Origin of the sequence: Alteromonas sp. 76-1 (assembly GCF_900654235.1) — a bacterium.
GTDB lineage: Bacteria > Pseudomonadota > Gammaproteobacteria > Enterobacterales > Alteromonadaceae > Alteromonas > Alteromonas naphthalenivorans.
This window is the reverse complement of sequence record NZ_LR136958.1, coordinates 4,127,545-4,141,756: the sequence shown is the minus strand read 5'-3', so window position 1 is coordinate 4,141,756 and position 14,212 is coordinate 4,127,545. Positions and strand designations below refer to the sequence as shown.

General features: G+C 44.3%; 10 protein-coding genes. 3 read left to right on the top strand and 7 right to left on the bottom strand.

What is annotated here, in order from left to right; translation table 11 throughout:
• Positions 1–2 precede the first annotated feature (2 nt).
• The 6 genes from ALT761_RS17510 to ALT761_RS17485 all read right to left on the bottom strand — a co-directional run bounded on the left by ALT761_RS17510 (position 3) and on the right by ALT761_RS17485 (position 8,784).
• Positions 3–632: a response regulator gene (locus ALT761_RS17510; RefSeq protein ID WP_129740161.1), complete on the bottom strand. Its 630-nt coding sequence runs from the start codon at positions 630–632 to the stop codon at positions 3–5.
• Positions 629–1,318 (bottom strand): sensor histidine kinase, encoded by a 690-nt coding sequence (locus tag ALT761_RS17505; protein ID WP_129740160.1) that lies wholly within the window; start codon positions 1,316–1,318, stop codon positions 629–631. The genes ALT761_RS17510 and ALT761_RS17505 overlap by 4 nt, the downstream gene beginning before the upstream one ends.
• Positions 1,311–4,433 carry a serine/threonine-protein kinase gene (locus ALT761_RS17500; RefSeq protein ID WP_129740691.1) on the bottom strand — a complete coding sequence of 1,041 codons (3,123 nt, stop codon included), beginning with the start codon at positions 4,431–4,433 and terminating at the stop codon, positions 1,311–1,313. Before ALT761_RS17500 ends, ALT761_RS17505 begins: the two co-directional genes overlap by 8 nt.
• Positions 4,434–4,515: 82 nt before the next feature.
• Positions 4,516–5,343 carry an FHA domain-containing protein gene (locus ALT761_RS17495; protein ID WP_129740159.1) on the bottom strand — a complete coding sequence of 276 codons (828 nt, stop codon included), beginning with the start codon at positions 5,341–5,343 and terminating at the stop codon, positions 4,516–4,518.
• Positions 5,344–5,368: 25 nt separating this feature from the next.
• Entirely contained in the window at positions 5,369–6,211 is an 843-nt protein-coding gene (locus ALT761_RS17490; protein WP_129740158.1) for a DUF6689 family protein, read from the bottom strand.
• Positions 6,212–6,303: 92 nt separating this feature from the next.
• A complete protein-coding gene (locus tag ALT761_RS17485; protein WP_129740157.1) occupies positions 6,304–8,784 on the bottom strand; it encodes a S8 family peptidase in 2,481 nt (826 codons plus the stop codon).
• A gap of 368 nt (positions 8,785–9,152) precedes the next feature.
• Here ALT761_RS17485 and ALT761_RS17480 point away from each other — a divergent pair, with 368 nt between their 5' ends.
• The 3 genes from ALT761_RS17480 (at position 9,153) to ALT761_RS17470 (ending at position 12,673) form a co-directional block, all read left to right on the top strand.
• Entirely contained in the window at positions 9,153–10,232 is a 1,080-nt protein-coding gene (locus ALT761_RS17480) for a chemotaxis protein (protein WP_129740156.1), read from the top strand.
• Between the two features lie 18 nt (positions 10,233–10,250).
• Complete coding sequence (locus ALT761_RS17475) at positions 10,251–11,303, top strand: aldo/keto reductase (protein WP_129740155.1); 1,053 nt, start codon at positions 10,251–10,253, stop codon at positions 11,301–11,303.
• A gap of 218 nt (positions 11,304–11,521) precedes the next feature.
• Positions 11,522–12,673, top strand: a complete 1,152-nt coding sequence (locus tag ALT761_RS17470) for a Na/Pi symporter (RefSeq protein ID WP_129740154.1) — start codon at positions 11,522–11,524, stop codon at positions 12,671–12,673.
• Positions 12,674–12,799: 126 nt separating this feature from the next.
• On the opposite strand, the gene ALT761_RS17465 is transcribed toward ALT761_RS17470, so the two are convergent.
• Positions 12,800–13,966, bottom strand: a complete 1,167-nt coding sequence (locus tag ALT761_RS17465; RefSeq protein ID WP_129740153.1) for a DcaP family trimeric outer membrane transporter — start codon at positions 13,964–13,966, stop codon at positions 12,800–12,802.
• Between the last annotated feature and the right edge of the window lie 246 nt (positions 13,967–14,212).

Sequence of the window (14,212 nt, the reverse complement as noted above, 5' to 3'; positions counted from 1 at the left end):
GTTTATTCAAGAAGGCCGGCTTTGCCGGCCATTCTTATTAGCTCAGCCGAACTGCTTAAATTAAGCTTTTTATAAATATTACTTCTATGATTTTCCGCGGTTTTTAGGCTCATGTTTAATAGCTCGCCTATTTTTTTACTGGTATTTCCTGCTGCTACTAAAAAAAACACTTCTCTTTCTCGGCGAGTTAGCACACTTAATGGGCTTATGTATCGTTGGGTTTGTTCATCTTCACCATCACTCACACTGTCGGGGAAAACCGTTTGCCCAGCAGCGACTTTTTTAATTGCCTCTACAAGTACATCCCCAGAAGACTCTTTCAATACGTAGCCTTTAGCGCCCGCATCGCGCATCGCTTCTACATACTCAACTTCATTATGCATAGATAATACGAGTACTTTAGCATCGCTTCGCTGTGAGAGTATTTTATCAATGGCCACTAGACCGCTCATGCGAGGCATTGAAATGTCCATTAGAATAACGTCGGGTGAGAGTTTAACCACCGCTGAAACCAATTCAACACCATCGTCGCACTCACCAATAACACTTATGTTAGCGGTGGCATTTAACATTTGGGATACGCCTTGGCGCATTAATACATGGTCGTCTGCGAGCACTACACGAATTGTCATACGGGTACCGTTACTGTTGTTCTTGTGCCTTGACCTATAGCTGACGTTAACACCAATTGTGCGTTAAACGCCTTTGCCCGATCTCGAATGCTCGATAAGCCCACACCAGGCTCTACGATTGTTTTATCAAATCCGTCACCATTGTCCACAATATCTAATCGAATAACATTATTGTGAAAGGCAAGAATTAGCGTTACTTTGCTCGCGTGGCTATGTTTTATGGTATTAACCAAGGTTTCTTGTGCAATGCGAAAGAGTAAAATGCTCACATCTTTAGCAATGTCTGCTGGAATACCGATGGTGCACTCATACTCGATACCTTCAGAGCTCAGCAAGTTGCGGCAAAGCCAGTTTAACGCAGGTTTTAAACCCAAATCATCTAAAATGGTAGGGCTCATCAACCTCGATAATTGGCGCACATCATTTAACGCCATTTCTGCCAGGCCATGCAAATTTTCAAGCTCAGGTGAATCTGATGACAAGGCCTGCAAGCGTCGAGTTAGCCCAGTTAAAAGCTGGCCGATACCATCGTGCAATTCGCGGGATAACTTTGCCTTTTCAGATTCTTGTTGCGCCCATAAACGTTTAGCGAGCAGTTGGAGTGTAGCTTGCTCGTCATCGAGTCTGTTTTTTAAAGAATCTTGAAGCGCTCGAATTGAAGCCAGCTGCTGTTCAATATCACTCAAGGTAGGCCTGCCTATATTCTAATGCTTGCGTTTCAGAAAGCTGCTCAAGCCATTGTGAACGCAGGGGTTGTAATTTTGCTTCGTATTCTGGAAGTACTGAGTAGTAAACATGGTTGCGCCAGTAATTAGGACGTACAGCTAATTGTTGCGCTAAAGTTTTGGCTAGCTCAGTGTTGCCAGCCTTAACTTCAAGATATAGCCAATGCAGATAAGGCTGGTAATAAGTTGGCTTAATAAGCGTATTAATAGTCTGCATTACTTCACTGTCAGGCTCAAGATTCAATCGATGTTGAATATCCAACAAAATTTTAAGTTCTGTGACTACGGGAATATGGGACGTGTCGAAGGACGGGCTAAAGCCGGTTGTATTTATCGGTTGTTGTTGATGCTGTGATGCTAATAGTAACCACTGCATGACAGCATGCTGATCGCGCCTTTCTTTGGCAGCTTCACTGTCGATACTCGAAAGTACCTCTTTTACGCATTGCCAATCTGCGGTGCGAAGACAGACTTCGCCGTGCCATAAACTCACCTCAATTAGTGCCCGAGTGTCAGATGCACGTTCAGCTAATTGCTTGGCTTGTTCGATTTGGGAAAGCGCTTCAATTAACTTCCCATTAGCAAAATGGAAGTAACTAAACAGCAGGTGGTTTACCATTTTTTCTTGGTCGTTTTGCTGGTTCAGCTTACCATCGACTTCAGAAAGATAGCGGGTGGCGGCGTTATTGTCGCCCTTTACTAAACTTAACTGTGCAAGGTTTTGATACGTACGAAGCAGATGAGACTGGTCGTTGTTTCTCTCAAATAACGTTTTGGCCTGTTGCCAATAAATATCAGCAAGGGACAGATCGCCAATTAAAAAGTGCATATAAGCTACGTTACTCATGCTTTCTGGCTTTAGCACTTTATCATCGATTTGTACCCGAATATCTAAACCACGTTTATAGTGCAAAAGTGCTTTTTCGAACTCACCTTGCTCTTCATAGAGAAACCCTAGCGTGTCATTGATGTGGGCTTCTTGTTCCAGATCACCAATATCCGTTATAAGCGACAAAGCCTCTTTTAACGAAGATTCGGCTAGTTCGGTTTTGCGAGTAAGTGATGCTGCAATCGCTAAGTTGGCAAGTGTTTTGGCTCGTTCAGAAGGTTGGGATGTAGCATCCCTAAGTGATAGTGCATCTTGAAAATACGATGCTGCGATAGCATGCTCTGCAATACGCAAGTGAGCGATTCCAAAAGCATTAAGTACTAAGCTTTCACCCACTTTATTTTTGACTTTTCTAAAGGCAATTAGCGCTTGAGTTAGGGTTTCATTAATGGCTGTATCAATGTTGCCCCCCATTATTTGTAAACGCGCAAGTTCAAACCAAAGTTGCCCATCATTAGGGCGTAATAGCAACGCGGCTTGGTAATCATCCATGGCCAATAGTGGCTCGTTAGCCCACTGATGGATATCAGCTCGCATGGCAAGTAAGTTGGCACGATTAGGGTAATCGCTAATTAATGCATCAATGGATTGTTGGGCCAACGAAAGGTTATCCTCTAATTGGGCCCGAAGTAGCTCTCCCTGCAAACGCCAATAATTACCGATATTGGGCATTGCCATTAAGGTATCGAGAGACTCTCTGGCGGCCAAAATATCGTTATTATTTAATGCTAGTTCAGCATTAGCTACCCACCCCCCAGGGTAATCTGGGGTGCTGGTAATCATCGCCTCAATAGCATCTTCACGAGCGAGGGGCGGACCCGCCTCCCACGCCTTATGTAACGCATTTAAGTAACGTAAGTCTGGGGTGCCTACCTCGGTTTTTAAATGAGAAAACAATGCTTCAACGAGTTTGTCAGCAAAGGCATCTAAATCGTTAGCCAAGCTGCTGGTAGTTATAGAATGGCTTATCGTAAATATCTGCGTATTGGCTGGCATGCTAAGTACGCTGGCGTGAAGCAAGTAAGACTGATTGCTAGTGGGAGTTGCATCAAGTAACAAAAGACTATCGGTACCAAGGATTGCACTGAAATCTACTCTATCATTGTCATTATCCATAGGGGACAGTGCTAAATTTTGAATTAGCCTAGTGCTTTCGTTTTCGCTGACAAGAGCAATATCAGGGTGGGTTGAAAGAGGGTAGCGAAGTAAGTCACTAATGGTGCCTAATAGTGGATAGTTGTTATCGTGAATGATAGCGAGTTGTAAGGTTTCACTACCGAATCCATCCGGATTAGGTTTTGTTTTATTCACCACAACGGCAATCGTTGCTAACACAAGCAAAAATATTGTGAATGCGGCTACGAATTTTGACGATGAAACAGGCGTATTAGCTTGGGTCAACGCTTGTGTTAGGGTAGGGCGCTCTTCTGGAATTTGATGGGTAAGGTTGCTAATAAACTGAGTTTGCTTTCGAAGCCACAGGGTGTCAGATAACGAAAATGACGATAACGCCACACAACTGAGCATATCGTTAAGCACTTTACCGGCACTGTAGGTATCAGAAAATTCCCCAGCCTTTCCTGAGCGAATCACCTCTGGGGCCGAGTAAGCTAAATGGCCGCTCGTTTGCTCGCCATTTTTTTCCAATTGGCCTATGCCGAAATCAATGAGTAATAAATCATCATCTGCATTTATAAGGATATTGTCGGGCTTTATGTCACCGTGTTTGATATCAACACTTTGGCAGGTGGCAATAGCATCAAGTAATTGGTGCGACCATTTTTGATATGTGGCGCGAGAAATAGAGCGTTGAAGGCGCTCGAATAATGGCTCTCCTTCTATGTACTCCATAGTGAAAAAGGCGTAATAGTCGTCGGCAAATACATCGTGAACACGAATAATATTAGGGTGTTGAAGTTGTCGAGCAATAACAACTTCATTACGAAGAACCTGCATACTGCCTGGGTCTGTAGCGGCACCAGGAATGAGTTTTAATGCTACGTCAACCGCAAGTAACTCGTCTTTGGCGGCATAAACACTGGCTTGAGTGCCTGCTCCTAGCTGTTGAATTATGCGGAACCTATCAGAAAGTATGGTTCCGGAGGCAAGTCTAGGCCCTGATAGCAAAGCCTCAGTTTGAAAATGTTCAGGCGTTGAAGCTATATTACCCGGCCCAGTCAAACGCATCTCCACACTACAATTTCTACAGCATAGGCTTCATCTCGCACGTTTTGCTGGGCTTATCGCAACGAGTGAAACCAATATTATTCTAGTTAATTAGAGAAAGTTTATGCTCAATGGCGTGGAATAACAAACGAAGAGATAATAAATTCGCGAGAGACTTGGCAAACTCGATGTCAGTTTCGGTGAAATAGCGTCTTCCCACCAGTGAATCAGCATATAAAACACCTACCGGTTTATCGTCTATACAAACAGGTACGCTGATAGCAGCTTGAATACCATTACGGATAATGCTTTGTTGTGCGTTTAGCGAGTCATCAGCAACAATATTGCCTACCGCCAGCACTGAATTTGTTTCCATCGTACGTTGAATAATAGTGCGGCTTCCGGTGAAGTTTTCCGCATTCATCCAAGGTTCGTGACCCAAGCCAAACAATGCTTTATCTTCCTCATTAAATAACATGAGTGAGGCGCGCTCGCAGGCTAACGATTGAATTAAACATTCGCGAGCGATATGAATTAATGTACTACTGTCACTACAGTCTTGAAGTTGGTGTTGATAGCGTTTTAGCTGGCGCTCTCGCCATACGCGTTGACTATCTAACTGAATGACTTTGCTATGTTCAACCGGTGTGAGTTGGCATGAAATTGGGCCAAAAAACAAATGCTGAGGTTTATTGATCGCAATGTTTTTAACGGGCACACCACCACTGAAACAGCCCGTTGAACTGGTATCATTTAATTGCCATAAGCTGTCGTTAGTGGATTGTAATTCGGCATGCAAGCGAGAGATTTGAGGGTGCGTGATAACAATGTCTGCATTTCGAGCACGACCTATTCGATACTGTCTACCCTCAAAAAGTACGTGCTCTGCTACGCTGCCATTAGGTTGAGATACAGCAATTTGCAATGGCATGACGAGGCTCCGTATAACCTGCGCTTTACAGTGTACGTAAACTAAAACGTAGAGTTTGCAATTGCGTGAGCAATATCCCTTTTGCGTTTACCACGCTACCGTCAGCAAGCCATACATCAGGAATATCACTGCCAGACGCATTATCAACAACCGAAATTAGGCTATCCACTGCAGTTAAAGCCGCGGCATCGTCATCTATCGCGAGCGCATTTTGAATATCGTTGATTCCGCTATCTAGTACTCCTTGAAGTACCAAAGAGATATCGCTTCTATTGTTATTAACGGTTTGACTGATATTACTGACTTTATCGCCAATGACTGTATTTGGCACGCGAGTATCAAGTAAAATAATAAAATCAGAGAACTGGCCCGTGCTACCTCTGGCACGAAGGCTACCTGACGACGTTAAGGTGGTGATGTCTTCAAAAGTGCCATCTGCATGCGAGGTAAAGAGTCGAAATGGAATGCTAGGAGTGTAGTGAAGCGCCTTGGTATAAAGCTCTACCATGGCAACACCTTCAAAACCAAAACCCGAATCTGCTTTGGGAGATATTGATACCAATACCGGAAAGCCAGATGTCGCGCTGGTCAATAATGAAGGTAGGCGGTCAGTAATAACTAAGTCACTTGGGTCGAGAAGTTCGGCCGTAATGTCAAAGTTGCTAGCATGAAGGCCAATACTATTTTCAAATTCGATGGTCAGGTCTACTTCAATCGCGGTAGTCAGTGATAATTTTGCTTGGATGCGGTTGTTATCGACGGTAAGTAAATTGGGTAGAACGACTTGAGCGTGGGCGGTAGAAAACATCATTACCGCAAGAGTAACAACGCTGATTAAGAGCTTAAACTTCATGTGAGATATTTTCATAATACCAATCTCTATTAAACTTGTTTAAAAATTAACCCTAAAAGGAGCCGTTATCAACTACTATAACGGCTCTTTTTCTCATTTAGCTGTTATTACTCATAATATTGAGTAAACAATCTTGATGAAAGTACAGCGTAGTGCGCGCGGGTTACCGTCGCCTCGGGGTCAAAACTTGCTGTCAGCGTTGGGGTAACACTAAAAGGGCTCTGTTCAGTCCCAAAGGAGACATTTATTAGCGACATTGTAATAGCGAGTTGAACGTAGCCTTTTAACTCTGCTGGAATTTGGTCTTGATCGGCGAGGACGATTTGTTCACCGCTATAATCGACAATAATGTCGGCATCAGGGTCGAAACTGGTGGCAACCGACTCTAACCCTAGCATTTGCACCATAGCATAAGCCGTATCTAACTTACTCATTACGCCAAACGGGTTGGCACTGCCGTCTTCACTATAAAGTACAGGTGATTGCGTGCGTAAGTTGTCTTTTAATGCGCCGCCACTTACCATAACCGACTCAATAAATGCTTTATCAAAACCTGGAACGGCACCGATGTTAGGGACATCTTCGTTTAATAGGTCACGGTATTGTCTTACTGCGCCGCCCATTACTGCGTAGCGGGCAAAGTCTTTGCGCTTTAAGCCTGCATCTGGATAAAATCCACGGTTGTTGAGGGCATCCATTAATCGCTCACTAATTGCAAATTCAATTGCGTTTTGCTGTGCGTGGCCTTCGATATCATCAATGCCTTCATAGCCACCGCTTTCTTCAAACGATACAGTCACCTCAAAGGTTTCAGGAATGCCTGGGCCATTAGTAATGCCTAGCGGATCCGCTTGAACACCTGAAAGAGATGTTAAACCGTAGACATAGATTCCCCAGGTCCCCGGCATTGCGGGAGCTGAAACACGCATGGTAGTGCTCAATACTGGTGTGGTTAAGTTTCCAAAGTACTCGGTACCGTCGGGCGCGACTAATACCAGTTTAGTTAAATTTGCTAGGGTGCTTGCGGAGGCCTTAACGAGCACTTCGCTTTCGCCTACCTCAAAGGTCTTTACTTCAGGCTCTCCTACTGGCGCGTAGAACAAGTCGAACACTTCTGTACGCTCACTGGTTGATACCAATGCATTGGCCTTGAAGGTTTTGGAAGGTAAATTATTTACGGTTAAGCTGTGAGACATATCATAGTCGAGCGCAGCGGCTACTGCTGAACGAGCATTAACGTAACCCGCTCCTACTTCCCAACGCTCGTAACCTGGCATATTTGTGGCTGTTTCTTGCAAAATTTGTTTGATTGAAGCGTTATCCAAAGACGGGTTTGCTTCTAGCAATAGTGCAATGATGCCTGACACATGAGGCGTTGCCATCGACGTGCCCGAAATCATGGTATAGAACGGCAGGTTCTGTGCTTCAATAGCATCAATATCTGCTTCGCCACCATTCGCCGCTAAATTCGTTGTTGCTCGGGTAGAAACTATATCGACACCTGGGGCGACGACGGAAACTTCGTTGTTATAAGTCCATTCGGTGCCATCAGGCATAGTGAAATCACCGGACTCACTGTTTAGTCCTCGCGAAGAAAAGTCTGCCAAGCCGCCAAATTTGTCACCTGCACCTACTGATATGCCCCAAGGAATTTGCGCATATGGATTATGTGAATCTTCGCCTGGGCCATCGTTACCAGCAGCGAAAACGCTTATCATGCCTAGCTTGTGAGCCTTGTATGTAGCTAAAGACACGGGCCCTAATGGCTCGTATTTACCGCTAGAACCCCAAGAGTTACTAATGACTTTGATTGGGTTGTCGTAGCTGTAAACATTACTAATAGCGAAGTCGAAACCGCCAATGGTATCGAGTAAAAGAACAGCCCCACCGGAACCATACCCAATTAAATCGGCATCAGGCGCGGCGCCTATATATTTGCCATCGGACATGTTGCCGCTACCCGCAATAGTACCTGCCACATGGGTTCCGTGACCTGAGTTGAGGTCAGTGTTAATTTGGCCTTTCAAGGTGAATCCATCAGTCACACCGGTAATGCCAATTGCAGAAGCATGGGTAAGGGCTTGTACATTTTCGACTACGGTATCACCGAAAAAGTGATCTTGGTGCGAGGCATCAATACCCGAGTCTATCACCATTACAGTGGAGCCTTTACCGGTGAATTCCATTCCGTTGCGCTGAATAAAACCATTGCTTTGAAGGTCTGAAACACCGGTAATCTCACGAGCATCTGCGTTATATAACTTCATTTTGCGGTTCGCAAATACAGAGCGGACGCCGTTCATTTTTGCAATAGCATCTATCTGTGCCTTCGTGGCGATAACACCAACGATTGGCAATGATTTAAATTGAACACCTTCTGAAATGCCGAGATTTAAGAGTTGTTGTAATTGAGATTCGGCTAAAGGGTCTAGCTGATCGTAAGTCACGACCGCCATAAGTGAGTCTGTAACATCAAGAGTGGTGAGTGTTTCAGTAAGCTGAGCGCCAATGTAGGCATCAGCTAATGTGTGAGCCGCTGGGCTTGCGAGCATAGCCGCAGCTAAGGTAGATAGGGCAAACTTTTTCATTATTCTCTCCTAAATGAGACTGCATATTTATGTGGATATTCCCGTGTTAAGACTGTCATCTTGTTCAGATATCCTCTGCAGCAAAGCACATCCTTATAATGTCGGTTTGCTTTTTGTTCGAACATAGGGGTTTCACCCTATATGTCAGCGAGCATTGATATTGACTGCGGTGACTGATTAGTTGCAGGTGAAAGTACAGAGGTAAGTGCGGGCGGAAGTAGTAATGAAAGCACTAATGAAAATCTCGGTATAGATGCCCATATAGCGGGTGCGCTAAATAGCAGGTTTTAGGCTATCTTCAATAAACGCATTTGCTTTTGATATGCCCTGACGTTGATGGGAAACATTGTCTAGGAGAAATACCAAGAATGAAGTTTGACTCTATAAAATCTAGGCTTGTTCTCATGACACTGATTTGTGTTGTTGGAATGGGCATGCTGGTAGTCAGTCAGCATTATTTTACGCAGCGGCTTATTGAATTAAACCAGCAGCGAGACCTATTGCTTCGTATGGGGCAAGATTTATTGCAAATGCGGCGCCACGAGAAAGACTTTTTGATGCGCCATCAGCAGGAGTACTTTCAGTTATTTATCGAGCGTTCTGAGAGTTTTAGCACTCGGCTTAATCAGCTTACGCCTTTAATTAGCGATTATGATATGCCCATGTCGCAGTTAGGGAATTTAGCCGAAGGCTTGGATGAATACCAACAACTTTTCCAGCAAGTCGTTGCGCTACAAACCAAGATAGGGCTTACCCCAACATCTGGCTTGCTAGGGCAAATGATTGATACTGAGGGGGAATTGCTCAGTCAGTCGTATTTTGATGTTGGGTCTAATGCGCTCATTCAACTTGACGGCGCAAGATTAGCCATTCGCGATTTTCAACTAACCCATAATAACTATTTCGCCACCCTTGCGGTTCAAAGTATAGAGCTACTGGCACAAGCGCGGAACGCGGGTAAATCAGAACAGGTAGACGAACTACTTAGCGTGTATAAAGAAGCCGTGGGGGCGCTTGCTATAGCCCATCAAACACTAGGTCTTACTCATAATGAGGGTTTGGTAGGGCGCTTTCGGCGACAAGCTCACAGTGTGGAGCAACAGCTCACATTAATTGACAACGCTTTACAGCCTATTATTGAAAACCAAGAGCAAAAAGTAAAAATATACAGTATTAGTATTGCGGTGCTCACCTCAGTGCTTTTAATTTTAATTCTAGTGAAGAGCTTTGCAACATTTCATCGGGCTTTCTCTAATTTCGTTATGTTCTTCTATCGGTGTAAGCGCCAATATCAGCGGATGGATCCGAGGAAACTCGGTTTTGCTGAGTTCAAATCGTTGGCTGAACTTGCCAATGAAATGGTAGAGTCTCGTCAAGCAATTGAAGAACGACTCGCTGTTGTGGAAGCAGAATTAGCACAAAAGCAGAGAAAATCAGAGACAAGTTGAAGGTAGGTGAACGTAAATATGCAATTTAACAAATTAGGCGGTAGCGACTTATCGGTATCGGATATTTGCCTTGGCACCATGACATGGGGCATTCAAAACACGCAGCAAGACGCCGATGAGCAATTAGCAATGGCAATTGATCATGGTGTGAACTTCATCGATACCGCCGAAATGTACCCTGTTCCACCGAACGATAAAACCTACGGCGATACCGAGCGCATCTTGGGTAACTGGTTAGCAAGAAATCCAGCCGCCCGTGATTCTCTAATAATTATGACAAAGGTTGCCGGCAGTGGCTTAAGTTACATCCGTGACGGTGGCCCCATTACATCTCATGCGGTTGAGGTGGCGCTGGATAATTCGTTAAGCCGGTTAAATACCGATTATGTAGATGTCTATCAATTACACTGGCCTAATCGCGTTACCCCGCATTTTGGAAAGCATTGGCCTGACCGTGCTAACCCTACAAAGATCAATAAGCAGCAAGAAATTGAGGGTATGCGAGATATTTTATCCGGCATTAAAAAAGCACTCGATGCTGGGAAAATTCGTCATTGGGGATTATCTGATGATACACCTTGGGGCATTCATACGTTTTTAACGCTATGCAAAGAAATGAATATTCCTTTTCCAGTTTCAATTCAAAACGAATTTAGTTTGCTGCATTTGAAAGATTGGCCGTATTTGATTGAAACCTGTGTACTTGAAGATATTGCCTATTTACCTTGGTCGCCATTGGCTACAGGTATGCTAAGTGGTAAGTACATGAATGGTGATAGACCCAAAGGTTCCAGGTGGACACTGGTTCAGCGCCAAGGATTATTCAGAGATAAAGAGCCCGCCCGTGAAGCCACCGCTCGTTATGTTGAAATTGCCAAGCGAGCAAAGATTACCCCGTCGCAATTGGCTTTAGCGTGGTGTAAACAAGTGCCAGGTGTGACTTCTACCATTATTGGCGCGACGACCACCGAACAGTTAGCTGAAAACTTGTCTGCATTTTCACTTAACCTAGATGAAAGCACATTGAAACAAATAGGCGAGGTGGTTCGCCGCCATCCGTTAGGTTATTAGATACTGGTAACAAAAGGTGCAAACGTTAGAGCGTAAGTTTCTAATATTACGGGCCAAGTCACAACGACTTGGTGCCAGCCCTAAACACAGCCTGTCTTAGCCTAGAATTGCAGTAAGGTTATAAATTGCGGTGATTTTATACTGTCGACGTTGGTCATTTATCTGTCACAACTTCGTCATAGTATAAATTCACTGTTATTTATTGACTGTCACCTTTTATGTCCCTATCAGATTCGCCCCTTGTTTGTGAAACCGAAACCCAGCATGGCAACTGGCGCCGTTGGCTATTGCTTATTGCACTAGTGTATTTAATGCTGTTGGCCGTTAGCATGATAGGAAGCGGCTTTAAACTTGCTGCCGGCGATCACGCAAAAACGCTATTCACTTTTGCTAGTAATCCCATCATGGGGCTGATTATCGGCATGGTAGCTACCGCGCTCATTCAATCTTCAAGTACGGTAACCTCTATTATTGTTGGTATGGTGGCAGGTGGATTACCTATCACCATCGCCGTGCCTATGATGATGGGGGCTAATATTGGCACCAGCATCACCAACACCCTTGTTAGCCTTGGGCATGTCGCTAAAAAAGATGAATTCCAACGAGCATTTAACGCCGCGACTATTCACGATTTCTTCAATGTGATGTCGGTGATTATATTCTTGCCTCTAGAAATGGCCTTCGGCATTTTAGAGCACTCTAGCGCCTTTGTAGTGTCTATGCTCAATACGGGTGGCACAATGGGCGTTGACGGGTTTAATCCTATCAAAGCACTTACCCAGCCAGCACTTAACGTGGTAACAGGCATGGTTAGCGGTTTGCCTTCAGTGTACCCCGGTATCGTTAAGATCATTCTCGGTATTGGGCTTATTGTTACCTCAATTACCTACATGGGGAAAATCATGAAATCCCTTATGGTAGGTAAAGCAAAAGATATTCTGCATAAAAGCATCGGTAAAGGGCCTATATCGGGTATTTCTTCTGGTGCACTAATGACAGTGCTGGTGCAATCTTCTTCTACTACCACCTCTTTAGTTGTACCGTTAGTGGGCAGCGGTATTCTAAAGGCAAAAGATATTTATCCCTTTACCCTTGGCGCTAATATTGGCACCTGTATTACCGCGTTAATTGCAGCGCTTGGTGTGGTGGGTGTGAATGCCGCGTTTGCATTACAAATTGCCCTTGTGCATCTGTTATATAACGTTTTTAGCGTAGTGTTAATTTACGGTACGCCAATGTTGCGCAATATTCCGTTAGATTTGTCTTATAAACTGTCGGTTATTGTCGCCGAGAAGAAATTTTACGGGGTAGCGTATATTGGTGGGCTATTTTTCTGCATGCCGCTAGGTATCATTTTTATGTCAGTTTGATTTTATTGACCTCTGTTTCTATCTGATATTGCGTGCTAGTCGCGTTCTAAAGCGAAACTAAACCTATAAAAAAACCGCGCTATTGCTTAGCGCGGTTTTCTTTTAACACGAAGTGTTCTCTACGAATTAAAACGCGTATTTTGCAGAAACTTGTAAACGGTTCATATCACCTTCCAAACCTTCTTCAATTTCGCGATGTGCAAACGCGTACTCTGCACCAAAGGTAAGGGCTTTGGTAGGCGAATACAGTAAGTTAGCACGCGCGCTGTAGCTGCTTTCTGTCACACTAAGGCCGGTAAGAGTAGTGTCGTTATCAATATCTAACGCTGAAAACATGAAGCTGCTTCGCATTCTGTCGTTCCAAAGGTGACGATAGGCAATAGCGTAACCCGTTGAATCGATAGCCTCCAAATCGCCATCGGCGGTGATGACTGCGCCATTTGCGGCATTCAATGCGGAATATCTACCCATCCCTTGGCCTGTATTCACCATAAAGCGAATATCATCGCCGCTCGACAACTTGTATTTTCCTGACAAGGCGACACCATAACTGGTTTCATCGGCGTCAATTCCACTGCCATCATCATATGAAAGTTGACGTACCAGACCTGCTATTTTCACGTAGCCCCAGTCTTGTTTAGCGGTGTAGGCGGCGACGAAATCAGGAACGGCGTTATCGTCAGCCACAATTCGGCTACCACCACCGTTGGGTGTTACCGTAGTTTCAGGATTCTCTAACGCCAATTGTAAACCGCCGTTGGTGTATCGCACCATGACTTGTCTACCGAATGTAATGCCGTCTGTCGTACCAATGAAATCAAGAGATTCTGGTAGGGAACCTACATCCATAAATGTGGTCCATGTTTGACCCACTAACCATTCTTTATACTGAATATAGGCGTGGCGAACACGGGGCGTGTAAGAGTTACTAATGCGTTCATCACCACCGCTAGTGACGATAAAATCTAATTCTAATACTCCTTTGATTTCGTCACCTTCCGCTGTTGGCGTGTTGGTGCTAAATCTAAAACGAGATTGACGAATATGTGCATCAAATTGGGTGCCTTCATCGCCGCCTGAAACCGGCGTAAGCGAGGGAATGTAAAAATCTCGACCAATACTACCGGAACCTAGCGTGCCTTCAGAGTAGTTGCTCACCATCGCGTCGGCTTTTATGTAGCCGGTGAATTTAACGCTGGTATCGCCCAAGTCAGCGGCGCTAACGAGTGTTGCGTTAGACGCTGCAAGTGCTAACGATACGGCTAGCACTGAGTTTTTTATTATGGCTTTCATTATATTTGCCCTAAAGTGTGGTTAAATAAATGTAAATTCAAAGTTAACTTCTATAGATTTGCCGACCTTGGTGCAAATTGAAATAAGCTAATGGTCGCATACGACTATAGTCGTAATTGGTGAGTAGTCGAATTCCTAGGACTAAAGTCCATAAACCGTAAGACCAAAGTCGCATTTTTACTTTATAGTCTAATCATTACAGTGTTTAGTATATGAAAGCATTTCACATTATTGATATTGGAGGCA

Coding starts and splice junctions, on each gene's coding strand:
- ALT761_RS17510 (WP_129740161.1), bottom strand. CDS start 632: ATGACAATTCGTGTAGTGCTCGCAGACGACCATGTATTAATGCGCCAA.
- ALT761_RS17500 (WP_129740691.1), bottom strand. CDS start 4,433: ATGCGTTTGACTGGGCCGGGTAATATAGCTTCAACGCCTGAACATTTT.
- ALT761_RS17495 (WP_129740159.1), bottom strand. CDS start 5,343: ATGCCATTGCAAATTGCTGTATCTCAACCTAATGGCAGCGTAGCAGAG.
- ALT761_RS17490 (WP_129740158.1), bottom strand. CDS start 6,211: ATGAAAATATCTCACATGAAGTTTAAGCTCTTAATCAGCGTTGTTACT.
- ALT761_RS17485 (WP_129740157.1), bottom strand. CDS start 8,784: ATGAAAAAGTTTGCCCTATCTACCTTAGCTGCGGCTATGCTCGCAAGC.
- ALT761_RS17480 (WP_129740156.1), top strand. CDS start 9,153: ATGAAGTTTGACTCTATAAAATCTAGGCTTGTTCTCATGACACTGATT.
- ALT761_RS17475 (WP_129740155.1), top strand. CDS start 10,251: ATGCAATTTAACAAATTAGGCGGTAGCGACTTATCGGTATCGGATATT.
- ALT761_RS17470 (WP_129740154.1), top strand. CDS start 11,522: ATGTCCCTATCAGATTCGCCCCTTGTTTGTGAAACCGAAACCCAGCAT.
- ALT761_RS17465 (WP_129740153.1), bottom strand. CDS start 13,966: ATGAAAGCCATAATAAAAAACTCAGTGCTAGCCGTATCGTTAGCACTT.